Origin of the sequence: Acinetobacter sp. BEC1-S18-ESBL-01, assembly GCF_014169935.1 — a bacterium.
Lineage (GTDB): Bacteria > Pseudomonadota > Gammaproteobacteria > Pseudomonadales > Moraxellaceae > Acinetobacter > Acinetobacter pittii.
Map to the genome: position 1 here is coordinate 1384624 of NZ_AP022302.1, position 13799 is coordinate 1398422.

The following is a 13799-nucleotide window of genomic DNA, read 5'->3' on the forward strand; positions in this document are numbered from 1 at the left end:
TATTTTATTATTTAAGTGCTTTTACGAGTGGGGCGATTACTTAAGCGACAGAGTAATTCATATCCTATCGTTCCGTTTGCATCCGCAACATCATCAACTAAGCGATGTGGACCCCAGAGTTCAACTGGAGTGCCTAATTTTACTTTCATGCCTGTCACGTCGATTGCAATCATATCCATACTCACTCGCCCTACAACCGCACAGGGTTGTTTATCAATAGCGACATAGTTCGGTTTAATATAAGCTCGTGGATAACCATCACCGTAACCTATAGAAACAATTGCAATATCCATTGCTTGAGTGGCACAGAAAGTTGATCCATAACCGACATGTTCATTAGTTTGAATATGGTTGAGTGCAATTACTTCTGCTGAAAAAGTCATCACTGGTTTTAAGTCAAGATCATGGACTGTTTGATCTGCAAAAGGTGAGGCGCCGTAAAGCATGATACCCGGACGAACATAATCAAAATGTAACTCTGGCCATTTATAAATAGCAGCAGAATTACAGCAAGAAGCTAACACTGGATCACAAGCTTGTTTAACTTGTAGAAATTGTTGTTTTTGTTGCTCGTTAAGTGGATGGTCTACATCTGCATTTGCGAAATGCATTGCAAGTACACAAGTAAATCCTTCAGATTTTAAAGTCTTAATAACTTCAATAATTTCTGGATTTTTAAAACCTAACCGGTTCATCCCACTATTAAGTTTAACCCAGACTTTTAAACCTTGATTGATGTACGCTTGTTTGTGTTTAATCAACCATTCAAACTGTTGTTGATGGTGAATGATACATTCAAATTTTTGTTTAATTGCAATTGGCATTTCATCTTCAGAAAATACCCCTTCAATTAAAGTGACAGGTTGTTGAAATCCTAATTCACGAATTTCCAAACCTTCTTGTAGGCAGGCGACACCAAAGGCATCTGATGCATTTAAGGCTGCTAAACAGTCTTTGATTCCATGTCCATAAGCATTGGCTTTTACCATACTTACAATTTTTGAATTTGTTGCGAGTTGTTTGACACGGTTTAAGTTATATTGAAGTGCATTGCGGTCAATATAAACTGTTGCTTGGCGCACCCTCATTTACTCCTTTGGGCTAGAGATAGAGCTTATTCTTCATCATCATATTGGCTGTAATACTCAGGAGAGAGATTACTAAATCGAGTATATTGACCTTCAAAAGCAAGACGAACTGAACCAATTGGACCGTTACGCTGCTTACCAATAATAATTTCTGCAGTGCCGGCCTCTTTTGACTCTTTGTTATAAACCTCATCACGGTAAATAAACATAATTAAGTCGGCATCCTGCTCGATCGCACCGGATTCACGTAAGTCGGACATTACAGGGCGTTTATTTGGACGGTTTTCCAGACTTCGGTTAAGCTGAGAAAGTGCAATAACAGGACATTGCATCTCTTTCGCCAATGCTTTTAAGCTACGAGAAATTTCTGAGATCTCGCCTACACGGTTATCACCCATGCCCGGGACTTTCATGAGCTGCAAGTAATCGACCATGATACAACCGATTTTACCATCATGCATTTTGGCAACACGACGAGCACGGGCACGAAGTTCAGTTGGAGGTAGGGCAGATGAGTCATCAATATATAGATGCATTTGTTGAAGCTGCAAAATTGTGCCAGTCACCTTGGTCCATTCATCTGCATCGAGGTTACCAGAGCGTAAATGTCCTTGATGGACTTTACCCATTGCGGAAATAAGACGCATCGCAATAGAGTCTGCTGGCATCTCCATTGAAAAGACCAGAGCAGGTAACTTGTTATATTGCAAAACACTCTCAACCAAATTCATGGCAAAAGTAGTTTTACCCATTGATGGGCGTGCAGCAACGATAATTAAGTCACCAGGTTGCATACCAGATGTTTTATTATCAAGTTCTAAGAAGCCAGTCGTTAAACCTGTAATATTGCCATCTAATTTTGAAAGCTCATCAAGCTTACTAATTACGTCTGCGGTAACAGAACTAATAGATTTAGGACCAGCATCTTTTTTATTGTTATTGTGCTGTTCTGCTAATGAGAAAATACTTGTTTCAGCTAAGTCTAAAATTTCACTTACACCGCGGCCTTTCGTGTCATAAGCATTTTGCAAAATTTCAGTACTAACTTTAATCATGCTACGAAGCGTAGAAAACTCTTTAATTTTAGTGGCATAAGTTTCTAAGTTATAGAAACTTGAAGGTGAGTCAGCCATGAGCTGCATTAAATATTCTTCGCCACCGATAGCATCAAGTAAATTTTGTTTTAAGAGCCAGTCACTTACTAAGACAGCATCATAGGGTGAGTTTTCTTGTGCTAATTTCTCGATTGCACGAAAAATATATTTATGGCGAGTCGCGTAAAAATCATTTTCTTTGAGTACATCATTAACTTGTTCGAAAGATTCTGCAACTGTCATCAGGGCAGCTAGAACAGCTTGTTCAATAGCTAAATTGTGTGGGGGAGTGCGAAACTCTTTAAGTTGGCCTGATTCACTCGTTTTATTTTCTGTTGGAGATGAAAGCGCTAAAGAAGTGGCATTCGCCTGAGACATAATTAGACCTGATGATAAAGAAATGTGTACACAAAGAGGCTGTAAAGCCGAGAACTATCTTAAAACAAAATTAAATAAACTACCTAATTAAAAAACCAATTAAACTGAAGAACTGATCAGGAATTAATATATCTTATTTTAAAATTTGAAACATAAAAAAAGAGCATGCAAAAGCATGCTCTTTTTTTTGATGAGAAATTACTCAGATACGATAGTAACGAGAACTTCTGCAACAACATCATGGTGCAATTGGATTGCGATGTTGAATTCACCAGTGTGACGAAGCGCGCCATTTGGTAAACGAACTTCTGCACGGTCAACTGTAAGACCAGCATTCGTTAATGCGTCAGCGATGTCACGAGTACCGATAGAACCGAAGAGTTTACCTTCGTCACCAGCTTTAGCAGTGATAACGATGTTAACTTCGTTCAATTGTTCAGCACGTGCTTGAGCAGCAGCTAAAACTTCAGCTTCTTGCTTCTCAAGTTCAGCGCGACGAGCTTCAAAAGCAGCAGTGTTAGCTTCAGTAGCTGCAACTGCTTTACCTTGAGGGATAAGGAAGTTACGGCCGTAACCAGCTTTAACTGATACTTTATCGCCTAATTTACCAAGGTTCTTAATGCGTTGTAATAAGATAACGTCCACAGATCACCTCACTTATGGTTGTCAGTGTACGGAATCAAAGACAAATAGCGAGCTTGTTTGATAGCAAGTGCTAATTGACGTTGATAACGAGCTTTAGTACCAGTGATACGGCTAGGAACAATCTTGCCGTTTTCAGTGATGTACTGTTTTAAAGTGTCGATATCTTTGTAGTCGATGTACGCAACATTCTCAGCTGTAAAGCGGCAGAACTTGCGACGACGGTAAAAACGTGCCATTGATGTTCTCCTTATTCAGCTTCTTGAGCAACTTGCTGTGCTTCTTCGCGTTGAGCTTTACGCGCACGCTTTTCTTCAGCACTCTTAGCAAGCAATGACTCTTCAGTGATTGCGTGTTCACGACGGATGATAAGGTTACGAATGATCGCGTCGTTATAACGGAATAATTCTTCTAACTCATCAAGCGTAGTTTGACCACATTCAACATTCATAAGAATGTAGTGCGCTTTGTGAATTTTGTTAATTGGGTAAGCCAATTGACGACGGCCCCAATCTTCTAAACGGTGAATTTGACCTTCAGCTTCTTTGATCTGAGAGATATAGCGTTCAACCATACCTACAACTTGATCGCTTTGGTCTGGGTGTACCAAAAGTACGATTTCGTAATGACGCATTGTCAGCTCCTTACGGTTTAAACAGCCCCTAATAAAAAAAATTAGAAGCAAGGAGTCATAACTTAATAAGTTATGTCGCAAAAATTGCGAAGGCTGAATTATAGGTAAAAGTTCGACTAAAAACAAATCTTTTGATCAGAAAAGTAAAACTTCTTTACTATAAAGAGGAAATCCTCTCTTGTTTAAAAGAGAGGAAGATTTGGAGCAGGGGATTGATAGGTAAAGCTAAAGCTCAAACTTAACAGGGTAATTAATATGACCGAGTACAGGAAAAAACGTTTAGCCCACAATTGATCATTTACGGCTTTAAATCCAATAACTGATAAATATAACCAATATGCAGTCAAAGCATTAAAGGTAATTAAAAAGAATACATTGGTATAGCCAAAACAATATAACCCATTTAAAACAGCTGCAAATAATAGGATATAGATTACACATTCAATTTTCGTACGATAAATAGAACGTGCTACAGGCAAAATTGGAATTCCCGCATTTTTGTAATCATCAAAACGATAAATTGCAATTGCCCAAGAGTGAGGCATTTGCCATAAAGCGTATGCTAAAAACAAAAGCAAGGCTGCCACATCAAATTGATGAGTTACTGCTGTATAACCAATAACAGGAGGGCTCGCTCCGGAGATACTACCAATGACGGTTTGATGGATTGAAGTACGTTTGGTCCACAAGCTATAAAAACCGACATAGACAATAAAACCAATCATTGCAAACAAAAATGCATAACCATTTACACCGAACCACAAAATGCTAAAACCAATTAATCCAAGCACTAATGCATATATCAGCGCAACAGTAGGAGAGATTGTTTTTTTAACAAGTGCACGGTTTTGAGTGCGCTGCATCTTTGTATCAATATCTTGATCTATAACATTATTAACCACACAACCAGAAGCCACAACTAAAGTTGTTCCAAGTAGGGTGAGAAGTAATAATAAGATGTCTATAGAGCCTTGGGCGGCTAAGAAAAAGCCGCCCAAGGTGGTAATGAAATTACCGAAGAGAATTCCTGGTTTAGTCAGGAATAGATATTTTCTCAACATGACAATCAGTTTAGATCATCATATTGTAGTGAAGGTAATTCATAATCCACACAGAACCGATTAAAAGTACGGCGATACATAGGATTGTGTAGATGAATGCAATCATATTCCAACGTTGTTCAGATGATGTATTCATGTGTAGGAAGTACACAAGTTGTACAAGAACCTGAGCAACCGCAGTGATTGCAATCACTGTAACTAAAAGACCACGACTGAAACCACCCGCCATCACCATCCCGAAAGGGATGATGGTGAGGATAACAGAAAGGATAAATCCAACAGTGTATTGCTTAAAGTTACCGTGTGACGCACCAGCAGCATTATGCTCATGACTACTCATTAGAGAACTCCCAGTAAGTAAACGACGCTGAATACACAGATCCAAACGATGTCAAGGAAGTGCCAGAACAAGCTTAAGCAAGCAAGACGACGTGTATTCGGTAAAGTCAAACCTTTAGTTTTGATTTGATACATTAATACTAGCATCCACACTAAACCAGAAGTTACGTGGATACCGTGTGTACCAACCAAAGTAAAGAACGATGATAAGAATGCACTGTGAGTTGGACCATGGCCTTCATGTACAAGGTGATGGAATTCATAGACTTCCATTCCAATGAACGATGCACCAAAAAGGAATGTAATAAATAACCAAGTGATAACTTGATTTACATTCTTTTTATAAGATGCAAGTACAGCAAAACCAAAGGTTACCGATGAAATCAATAAGGCAAATGTTTCAGTTAACACGAAGCCTAATGAGTCATGGAATAGGTCATATGCGCTTGGAGTGCCTGCTGGAACATGACTGCTTAATACAGCGAACGCAATGAAGAGTGATCCGAAAAGAATCAAGTCACTCATCAAGTATGTCCAGAAACCAAAAACCGTTAAGTCGGTATCATCATGTTCATGATGACCGTCATGGCCGTGGTTGTCGTGATGAAGTACTTCAGCCATTTCCTTAGTCCTTCTTCAAGTGTTTTTCAAGTAAAGCATAGCGTTCGTTTTCAATACGCTCAACTTCAGCAGCAGGAACGTAGTAGTCAACATTCTTAGTGAATGAGCTTACGATCAAGCTAACAACAGCTGCAACGAATGAAACAACAACGAGCCACCAAATATGCCAGATGAGTGCAAAGCCAAGAAGAGTAATGAACATTGCAATGACAAAACCAGCAGCACGATCAGTCGGCATGTGGATGTCTTCATATTTAGTGTTACGTGCGTATGCTACACCATTTTCTTTGTCAGTCCAGAAACGGTCGATACCGCTTGCATCTGGTTCATGTGCAAAGTTGTAGAATGGAGCAGGGGAAGAGGTCGCCCATTCAAGCGTACGAGCATCCCATGGATCGCCAGTAAGGTCCATGTTGTCTTTGCGTTGTAAGAAACCAACGATGATTTGCATTAAGAAACATGCAATACCAATCGCAACAAGAACAGCACCAAATAATGCAATCGCAAGGTACGGATCCCATTCAGGGTTGTCATATGTATTCAAACGACGAGTCATACCCATGAAACCAAGGATATAAAGTGGCATGAATGCAAAATAGAAACCAAAGAACCAGAACCAGAACGCAGCTTTACCCCATGCTTCGTTGAGCTTCCAACCAAACATTTTTGGCCAGTAGTAAATGATGCCGGCAAACATACCAAACACCACACCACCGATAATTACGTTATGGAAGTGAGCGATCAAGAATAATGAGTTGTGTACCAAGAAGTCCGCAGGTGGAACAGCCATAAGTACACCAGTTAAACCACCGATACCGAATGTTACAAGGAAGCCAAGCGTCCATAACATTGGAGTAGTAAAGGTGATGCGACCTTTATACATGGTGAATAACCAAGAGAAGATTTTAACACCAGTAGGAATCGCAATAACCATGGTCATGATACCGAAGAACGCGTTAACGTTCGCACCAGCACCCATGGTGAAGAAGTGGTGAAGCCATACAACAAACGCAAGAACAGTAATCGCGATAGTTGCATACACCATAGACTTGTAACCGAACAACGCTTTACGAGAGAAGGTTGCAACGATTTCTGAGTATAGACCAAATGCTGGTAATACCAAGATATATACTTCAGGGTGACCCCATGTCCAGATCAAGTTCACATAAAGCATTGGGCTACCGCCAAGCTCATTTGTGAAGAAATGGAAGCCGAAGTAACGGTCTAGAGTAAGCATTGCAAGTGTACCTGTTAATACAGGGAATGATGCAATGATTAATACAGCCGTACAAAGTGAAGTCCACGTGAAAATAGGCATGTCCATTAATTTCATGCCCGGTGCACGCATTTTGATGATGGTAACGAAGAAGTTAACACCAGATAAAAGCGTACCTAGACCAGAAACCTGAAGTGCCCAGATATAGTAGTCGACACCTACACCAGGAGAATATTGAATGCCAGATAGAGGAGGGTAAGCCATCCAACCAGTCGCAGCAAATTCACCTAACACAAGTGAAAGCATCATCAAACCAGCAGCACCAGCGAATAACCAGAAGCTTAAAGAGTTCAATAATGGGAAAGCAACGTCGCGAGCACCAATCTGTAAAGGTACAGAGATGTTCATCATACCTACAACGAGACCCATTGCTACGAAGAAGATCATGATTACACCGTGTGCGGTGAAGATCTGGTCATAGTGGTCAGGATGTAGATAACCTTCGCCGCCGCCTTTAGCGAGGAAAAGTTGTAAACGCATCATGATCGCATCGGCGAAACCACGCAGAAGCATGACAACAGATACGATGATATACATGATACCAATCTTTTTATGGTCTACCGTAATAAACCACTCATTCCACAAATATCCCCATTTTTTGAAATAGGTGATACCGCCAAGCACTGCAATTGCACCAATTGCCATAAGGACCATGGTGACAAGTACGATTGGCTCTGTCGGGATAGAGTCCCAACCCAGTTTACCAAAAATCATATCCATGTCTTATTCCCCTTGAGCAGCGTGTTCAGCTGCAGCATGAGTGTCAGCTGTTGCGTGTTCAGCAGAGTGGTCAACACCATGATAGTTACTCATATAGTGGTTGATAATTGTTTCAAACAATTTAGGCTCAACAGTAGAGTAATAAGTCACAGGGTGTGGCTTAGTCGGGAACGGTTTCATAGCTTCAGCTTCAGCAACTGCTTTTTCATCACCAGCAGCTTTAGCACGATTTACTAAATGCTCGATCTGATGCTTAGAACGGTTACCATCACGTAAGGTTGCCAATTCAGCTTGGTCAAGCGTAGTTTTTTGAACTGCTTCTGGGTTAATGGTTGAACCATTACCTGCTTTAACCGCTGCTACCCATTCGTTGAATTGTTGCTCTGTAACACTATGCGCCTTGAAACGCATTTGAGAGAAACCGTAACCTGAGTAGTTAGAAGAGAAACCACGATATACACCAGTTTCATTTGCTAACAAATGAAGGTGAGTTTGCATACCTGCCATTGCATAAATCTGGCCGCCTAACTGTGGAATGAAGAATGAGTTCATTGTAAAGTTAGAAGTGATTTTAAAGCTTAACGGAGTTTTTTCAGGGAAACGTACTTCGTTAACTGTTGCAATGTTTTGTTCAGGATAAATAAAGATCCACTTAAACTGTTCAGCAATAACTTGAATAGTTAAAGGTGCTTTATCTGATTCTAAAGGACGGTATGGGTCATACTTGTGGGAACCCCACCAAGTTAACCAAGCTAAAATACCAATAATAATGACAGGGATACCCCATACTACAACTTCAATTGCAGTTGAGTGTGCCCATGTAGGTTTATAGTCTGCATCTTTATTTGACGCGCGATATTTCCAACCAAACCATAATGCCATGATGATTGAAGGAATCACCACAAGTAACATTAAATAGATCGCAGTCATCATAAGGTCACTTTGACCTTGACCAACTGGACCTTTAGAGTTTAGAAGTACCATATCACCACCACACCCAGTCAAAAGTGCGGCAAGCGTTGATAAAGACAATACAGCTAAAATCGTTTGTCTCATTTTACAACCTCGGTGAAGAGTCCCATTCCCTAATTAAATATGGGATAGCGATTAAAGTGTCGCATGATTGAGAACGCTAATCCTTAAATTTAGACTTCTCAATTATATGACACCGCTACGTTGTAGGGCATTATGCCTCATATCGACAAACTAAGCTATACATAAAGTAGGCTGAAATAATTGTTTTAAAACCCGATTTTTTTTGTAGGGTATCGAATCGCAATAGAGCTTTTATTTAAATATCAACTCACTATAGAAAAAAGGAGGCGGGGTGCCTCCTCTTTTTTTAGACATTAAATGAATGAGTCATTCACTATCATTTGATCACTTTTGTTCTTGCAATTTTGTCATGTAAAGCTTGTCGCTTTTGTCCTAATGCAAAAGCGTAGTCAATAATTGTACTGATCGGCATAAACAATAAGTTTAATATGATAAAAACAATACTTCTTAATAAGAAGATGCGAGTTAAATTAACCTTGCTATTGTCCTCAGCATCTACAATTTTAATTCCAACAATTTTCTTACCTATACTCTGACCAAACTTTGTTAAAAGAACGGCTTGAATTGCAAGCATAATTACGACGTAAAGAAGCATTGAATGCCAAGCTTCTATTGGAATTAAAGTAAAAAGTTGCTGTTGCAATTCTGCAGCTTTAGTCGATGCGACTTCGGCAGATTGCATCTGTTTTTGCAGCTCGAATAATTGCTTATATTGAGCTTCATTAAAGAAAAAAGAAGGAATTGCAGCGATTGGTAACCAAAGCAATAAATCAATAATTTTTGCTAAAGCCCGAGCTGGAATAGATGCAAGTTCATGAACTTTAGGTTCTACACGAATTTGACGAATAGTTTCATTAGTTGATGTATTCGTATTTATTGTAGGTACAGAATAACCGATAGGTTGATATACAAGTTTACCTTGGGTTAATTCTCCTAAAGCTTTCCATTCTGTCATGCCTTCATGCCAAGCTAAATCAGTTAACAAAATTTGTTGGCTAGCCAACATTTGATTTACTTGTTCTAAAGTATAAGGCCCAGCTTGTTGATTATTACGTGCCAAGTAAATTTGCATAAATAAAAATTCTCTATTCTAAAGATGAAAAAAGACCCACGGATGGGCCTTTTTTTATAACATATTAGATTTGCTTGATTTTTTCTTCAGCAAGGAAGAACCATGTATCTAAAACTGAGTCTGGGTTAAGAGAGACAGATTCAATACCTTGTTCCATTAACCATTTTGCAAGATCTGGATGGTCTGAAGGACCTTGACCACAGATACCTACATATTTACCTGCTTTACGGCAGGCATGGATTGCCATTGAAAGAAGAGCTTTAACAGCTGCATCACGTTCATCAAATAAGTGTGAAACAATACCTGAGTCACGGTCAAGGCCTAACGTTAACTGAGTTAAGTCATTAGAACCAATAGAGAAACCATCGAAGTGCTCTAAGAATTGTTCAGCTAACAGAGCGTTAGTTGGTAATTCGCACATCATGATTACTTTTAATCCGTTCTCACCACGTTTTAAGCCATTTTGTGCAAGTAATTCAATAACACGTTTTGCTTCAGATACTGTGCGTACAAAAGGAATCATGATTTGAATATTGGTTAGACCCATTTCATCACGAACTTTCTTAAGTGCGCGACATTCTAATTCGAAACAATCACGGAAGTTATCAGATACATAACGGCTTGCACCACGGAAACCGAGCATCGGGTTTTCTTCTTCAGGCTCGTATAACTTACCACCAATTAAGTTTGCGTATTCGTTTGACTTGAAGTCAGACATACGAACGATAACTGGCTTGTCACCAAATGCAGCAGCAAGAGTTGCAATACCTTCAACCAATTTTTCAACATAGAAATCTACAGGTGATGCATAACCTGCGGTACGAGTTAAAACCGCAGCACGAGTTTCACGAGGTAGGCTATCAATATTGAGTAAGGCTTTAGGGTGCACACCGATCATGCGGTTAATGATGAACTCAAGACGAGCAAGGCCAATACCTTCGTTTGGAATTTGAGCAAAGTCAAATGCACGGTCAGGGTTACCTACATTCATCATAATTTTAAACGAAAGCTTAGGCATAGATTCGATTGAGTTGCGTTGAACTTCGAAATCTAAAGCACCTTCGTAAATGAAACCTGTATCACCTTCAGCACAAGAAACAGTTACTTCCTGGCCATCAGTTAATACTTCTGTTGCGTTACCACAACCAACAATCGCTGGTACACCAAGTTCACGTGCAATAATTGCTGCGTGACATGTACGACCACCACGGTTAGTGATAATTGCAGCAGCACGTTTCATTACCGGTTCCCAGTCAGGATCGGTCATATCTGATACAAGAACGTCGCCTTCTTGAACCTTGTCCATTTCTTTAATTGAGTTAACAATACGGACTTTACCAGAACCAATACGTTGACCAATTGAACGACCTTCACAAAGAACAGTACCTCTTTGTTTGAGAAGGTAGCGTTCCATAGTGCCTACATTTTGGCGGCTTTTTACAGTTTCAGGACGGGCTTGAACAATATAAATTTGACCGTCATCACCGTCTTTTGCCCATTCGATATCCATTGGAGCACCGTAATGCTGCTCAATGATAAGCGCTTGTTTAGCTAACTCTTGTAACTCATGGTCATTTAAAGCGAATTGTTGACGGTCTTGTTTTTCAACATCAACAACAACAACAGATTTACCCGCAGAACCTTCTTCACCATAAATCATTTTTTGGTGTTTAGAGCCAAGGTTACGACGTAAAACAGAATGTCTTCCTGCATTTAATAATGGTTTAGATAGGTAAAACTCATCTGGGTTAACGGCACCTTGTACAACCATTTCACCTAAACCGTAAGATGCAGTGATAAATACAACATCACGGAAACCAGATTCTGTATCAAGTGTAAACATTACACCCGCAGCGCCAGTTTCAGAACGAACCATACGCTGAACACCCGCAGAAAGTGCAACGATGTCATGATCAAAACCCTGGTGCACACGGTAAGAAATTGCACGGTCATTATATAAAGAAGCAAACACTTCTTTAATCGCAATAAGTACGTTATCAATACCGCGAATATTCAAGAAAGTTTCTTGCTGACCCGCGAAAGAAGCATCTGGTAAATCTTCAGCAGTTGCAGATGAACGAACGGCAACCGCGATGTCAGGGTTGCCGTTAGAAAGTGCTGTAAAAGCGGCGCGAATTTCTTGTTCTAAGGTTGCAGTGAGTGGAGTCTCTACAATCCATTGACGAATTTTTGCACCTGTTTCTGCAAGAGCATTTACATCATCGACGTTGAGTTGAGCAAGTTCTGCTTGAATTCGAGCGTTAAGACCACTTTGGTCTAAGAACTCACGATAGGCAGCAGCAGTAGTTGCAAAGCCACCAGGTACCGATACACCAGCATTTGATAAATGGCTGATCATTTCACCCAAAGATGAGTTTTTCCCACCTACGAGTTCGACATCGTGTTTCCCTAATTTTTCTAGACCGATTACGCGCGCTTCCAAAGTTTTCACTCCACTTTTGCAGTATTAATGTCTATCTTGGCATGAAATTATAAAAATAAAGTGCTTAGTTGAGAATTATACTAAGCGACAGTCATGTAAGATCAGTTTACTATAAAGATTATATAGCACTAAGACAAATGTTTAAGGAGAATTTTAATGTCAGAAAGTAAACAATTTAAGCGGAGTGTTTTTTTTATTTCTGATGGAACTGCAATTACTGCCGAGACTCTTGGACATTCGTTATTAGCACAATTTCCCAATGTAGATTTTGATATTCACATCATGCCGTATATTACAACTGAAGAGGCGGCAATGGATGTGGTGGTTGAGATTAATCGATGCCAAACCAAAGACGGTTGTCTACCTTTAGTATTTGATACTTTAGTCGATCCGCATGTGCGAGAGATTATTAATACGGCTAAAGCGGTTAATCTGGATGTGTTTGAAGGTTTAATTAGTAAACTTGAACAAGAACTTGGAACACCACCAACAACATTGGTCGGGCAGACTCATGCGGTAACCGATTCTGAATATTATAAAGCCCGTATCGATGCTGTTCATTTTGCGCTTGATAATGATGATGGGGCACGTACTCGTCATTACGATAAAGCGGATTTAATCTTAATTGGAGTTTCCCGTTCGGGTAAAACACCGACTTCTATTTACTTATCTCTTCAATTCGGTATTCGTGTTGCAAACTACCCGTTAACTGAAGAAGATTTAGATGACAACCGGTTACCAGCAGTATTAAGAGCTCATCGTAGCAAGTTATTTGGTTTGATGATTGATGCTGAGCGTTTGGTCGCAATTCGTAGTGAACGTAAAGCGAATAGCCGTTATGCAAGTTTTAGTCAATGCCAAATGGAGCTAAGAGCAATTGAAGGGATTTATATTTCAGAAGGCATTAAATATTTAAACGTAACCGAAATGTCGATTGAAGAGATTTCAACTCGTATTTTGCAAATGACGGGATTAAAACGTCGTATTGGTTAATTTAATCAATTATTTATTTTAACCATTCAATTTTTGTATATTAATTTATAGATAAGTTGAATGGTTTTTTAATATATATCACAGACAAAAATTAAAGTTTTATATATAAAACTAAATATTATTAAATAGTTTTTATTGGTTATAAGCCCGTAGTTATTTTGAAACTCATTTGTAAATTTAAATAACACTATTGAAAAGAAGTGTATGTTTTTTATTGTGCTGAAAAATAGTAATTCTTTATTTTTTATAAATATTTTTTAAAAGCATTCATGAAAAATCCACAATTTATAAAATGTTAAATAGATCACACTTTTTTGGTATTGTGTGATTGGTTTTTGATTTTAATTATAATTTCCCACCTCGATATGGGACTATCCGATTA

13 protein-coding genes are annotated in these 13799 nt (G+C 39.2%); 1 reads left to right on the forward strand and 12 read right to left on the reverse strand.

What is annotated here, in order from left to right:
- Positions 1 to 11: 11 nt before the first annotated feature.
- The 12 genes from alr to ppsA all read right to left on the reverse strand — a co-directional run bounded on the left by alr (position 12) and on the right by ppsA (position 12433).
- Positions 12 to 1082: an alanine racemase gene (gene alr / locus H7R46_RS06455; RefSeq protein ID WP_002119694.1), complete on the reverse strand. Its 1071-nt coding sequence runs from the start codon at positions 1080 to 1082 to the stop codon at positions 12 to 14.
- A gap of 32 nt (positions 1083 to 1114) precedes the next feature.
- Positions 1115 to 2560, reverse strand: coding sequence for a replicative DNA helicase (gene dnaB / locus H7R46_RS06460; RefSeq protein WP_002119718.1), 1446 nt, complete (start codon positions 2558 to 2560; stop codon positions 1115 to 1117).
- A gap of 198 nt (positions 2561 to 2758) precedes the next feature.
- On the reverse strand, positions 2759 to 3205 hold the full coding sequence (gene rplI / locus H7R46_RS06465) for a 50S ribosomal protein L9 (RefSeq protein WP_000382591.1): 447 nt from the start codon (positions 3203 to 3205) through the stop codon (positions 2759 to 2761).
- A gap of 8 nt (positions 3206 to 3213) precedes the next feature.
- A complete protein-coding gene (rpsR, locus tag H7R46_RS06470; RefSeq protein ID WP_000090661.1) occupies positions 3214 to 3441 on the reverse strand; it encodes a 30S ribosomal protein S18 in 228 nt (75 codons plus the stop codon).
- A gap of 11 nt (positions 3442 to 3452) precedes the next feature.
- Complete coding sequence (gene rpsF / locus H7R46_RS06475) at positions 3453 to 3836, reverse strand: 30S ribosomal protein S6 (RefSeq protein WP_002119610.1); 384 nt, start codon at positions 3834 to 3836, stop codon at positions 3453 to 3455.
- A gap of 182 nt (positions 3837 to 4018) precedes the next feature.
- Complete coding sequence (gene cyoE / locus H7R46_RS06480; RefSeq protein ID WP_005068494.1) at positions 4019 to 4897, reverse strand: heme o synthase; 879 nt, start codon at positions 4895 to 4897, stop codon at positions 4019 to 4021.
- Positions 4898 to 4907: 10 nt separating this feature from the next.
- On the reverse strand, positions 4908 to 5237 hold the full coding sequence (locus tag H7R46_RS06485) for a cytochrome o ubiquinol oxidase subunit IV (RefSeq protein WP_000094534.1): 330 nt from the start codon (positions 5235 to 5237) through the stop codon (positions 4908 to 4910).
- Positions 5237 to 5857: a cytochrome o ubiquinol oxidase subunit III gene (cyoC, locus tag H7R46_RS06490; protein ID WP_002119759.1), complete on the reverse strand. Its 621-nt coding sequence runs from the start codon at positions 5855 to 5857 to the stop codon at positions 5237 to 5239. The genes H7R46_RS06485 and cyoC overlap by 1 nt, the downstream gene beginning before the upstream one ends.
- Before the next feature lie 4 nt (positions 5858 to 5861).
- Positions 5862 to 7853: a cytochrome o ubiquinol oxidase subunit I gene (gene cyoB / locus H7R46_RS06495; protein ID WP_005068497.1), complete on the reverse strand. Its 1992-nt coding sequence runs from the start codon at positions 7851 to 7853 to the stop codon at positions 5862 to 5864.
- 3 nt (positions 7854 to 7856) lie between these two features.
- On the reverse strand, positions 7857 to 8909 hold the full coding sequence (cyoA, locus tag H7R46_RS06500) for a ubiquinol oxidase subunit II (RefSeq protein WP_002119579.1): 1053 nt from the start codon (positions 8907 to 8909) through the stop codon (positions 7857 to 7859).
- A 316-nt stretch (positions 8910 to 9225) separates the two neighbouring features.
- On the reverse strand, positions 9226 to 9981 hold the full coding sequence (locus H7R46_RS06505) for an RDD family protein (protein WP_002119677.1): 756 nt from the start codon (positions 9979 to 9981) through the stop codon (positions 9226 to 9228).
- A gap of 64 nt (positions 9982 to 10045) precedes the next feature.
- Positions 10046 to 12433, reverse strand: coding sequence for a phosphoenolpyruvate synthase (gene ppsA, locus H7R46_RS06510; RefSeq protein WP_005803576.1), 2388 nt, complete (start codon positions 12431 to 12433; stop codon positions 10046 to 10048).
- A gap of 147 nt (positions 12434 to 12580) precedes the next feature.
- Between ppsA and H7R46_RS06515 the strand changes: the two genes are divergently transcribed.
- Positions 12581 to 13417, forward strand: coding sequence for a pyruvate, water dikinase regulatory protein (locus H7R46_RS06515; RefSeq protein ID WP_002119749.1), 837 nt, complete (start codon positions 12581 to 12583; stop codon positions 13415 to 13417).
- The last annotated feature ends 382 nt before the right edge of the window (positions 13418 to 13799 follow it).

Coding starts and splice junctions, on each gene's coding strand:
- dnaB (WP_002119718.1), bottom strand. CDS start 2,560: ATGTCTCAGGCGAATGCCACTTCTTTAGCGCTTTCATCTCCAACAGAA.
- rpsR (WP_000090661.1), bottom strand. CDS start 3,441: ATGGCACGTTTTTACCGTCGTCGCAAGTTCTGCCGCTTTACAGCTGAG.
- rpsF (WP_002119610.1), bottom strand. CDS start 3,836: ATGCGTCATTACGAAATCGTACTTTTGGTACACCCAGACCAAAGCGAT.
- cyoE (WP_005068494.1), bottom strand. CDS start 4,897: ATGTTGAGAAAATATCTATTCCTGACTAAACCAGGAATTCTCTTCGGT.
- H7R46_RS06485 (WP_000094534.1), bottom strand. CDS start 5,237: ATGAGTAGTCATGAGCATAATGCTGCTGGTGCGTCACACGGTAACTTT.
- cyoC (WP_002119759.1), bottom strand. CDS start 5,857: ATGGCTGAAGTACTTCATCACGACAACCACGGCCATGACGGTCATCAT.
- cyoB (WP_005068497.1), bottom strand. CDS start 7,853: ATGGATATGATTTTTGGTAAACTGGGTTGGGACTCTATCCCGACAGAG.
- cyoA (WP_002119579.1), bottom strand. CDS start 8,909: ATGAGACAAACGATTTTAGCTGTATTGTCTTTATCAACGCTTGCCGCA.
- H7R46_RS06505 (WP_002119677.1), bottom strand. CDS start 9,981: ATGCAAATTTACTTGGCACGTAATAATCAACAAGCTGGGCCTTATACT.
- H7R46_RS06515 (WP_002119749.1), top strand. CDS start 12,581: ATGTCAGAAAGTAAACAATTTAAGCGGAGTGTTTTTTTTATTTCTGAT.